This window comes from Vibrio sp. 811 (genome assembly GCF_033339195.1).
Genome location: NZ_JAWOUB010000362.1, coordinates 1 through 728 on the forward strand (window position 1 = coordinate 1; position 728 = coordinate 728).

The 728-nt window shown below is 43.1% G+C and carries 1 protein-coding gene; it reads right to left on the bottom strand.

Going from position 1 to position 728, the window contains the following annotated elements; all coding sequences use genetic code 11:
- Positions 1–37: 37 nt before the first annotated feature.
- A complete protein-coding gene (locus R7Q46_RS26880; RefSeq protein ID WP_005453993.1) occupies positions 38–634 on the bottom strand; it encodes a DUF2057 domain-containing protein in 597 nt (198 codons plus the stop codon).
- Positions 635–728: the final 94 nt, after the last annotated feature.

Consider the following 728-nt stretch of genomic DNA (forward strand, 5'->3'; position numbering starts at 1 on the left):
ACTGCCCTCTTATTTATTGTTTAAGCGCGAGACGAAATTACTTCAGGTTACGCATCGCCCATTGCATGAACTCTTGTTGCTCTTCACGGCTGAGTTCATTGAACGACTCTTTCAATGTTTTCGTCACCGCCGGAGATTGCGCGATGCTGCTCTTGGTCGCTTGTTTGTTCATTGCGTTGTTGTAGTCGGCCACTTCTCGCTCGTAATCACGAAAACCTTGCAAACCACCTTTACGGAGCTGAACCATAGAGAAATCCACTTCTTTTCCGTTTTTATCCTTTAGTACCACTTTTGGATCGAGTTCGAAGGCTTTCGCTTCTTCAATGGTGCGGAAGGTTTTGTAAGTCAGAGAAAGTTCAGCATCTTTTTCTGCATCAAACTCTAATAAAAGAGGCTGCGAATCAAACTTACGGCGCTTTCCATCTTCAAACACAATTTGACCAACAGTCACCGCTAACTGGTTTTCACCGTCTTTTAGCTCGATACTGTTGTTGTCAGAGATCCACTCAGGGTAAACGAACTCACCATTAATAACGCGAGGCACTAATTCCTTTTGCAGAGTCAACTGAGCAGCGAAGGCAGGCGCAGAAAGGATTGCGCAAATTCCAAGAAGTGTCGTTGTTTTTTTCATCATGGTTTCTCACTTTATACCAATTTAGATAAGCCACTGAAACTTACAGGCCAGTCATTTCAATGGCTTATATGAATAAGTATCAAGACAAAAAGGG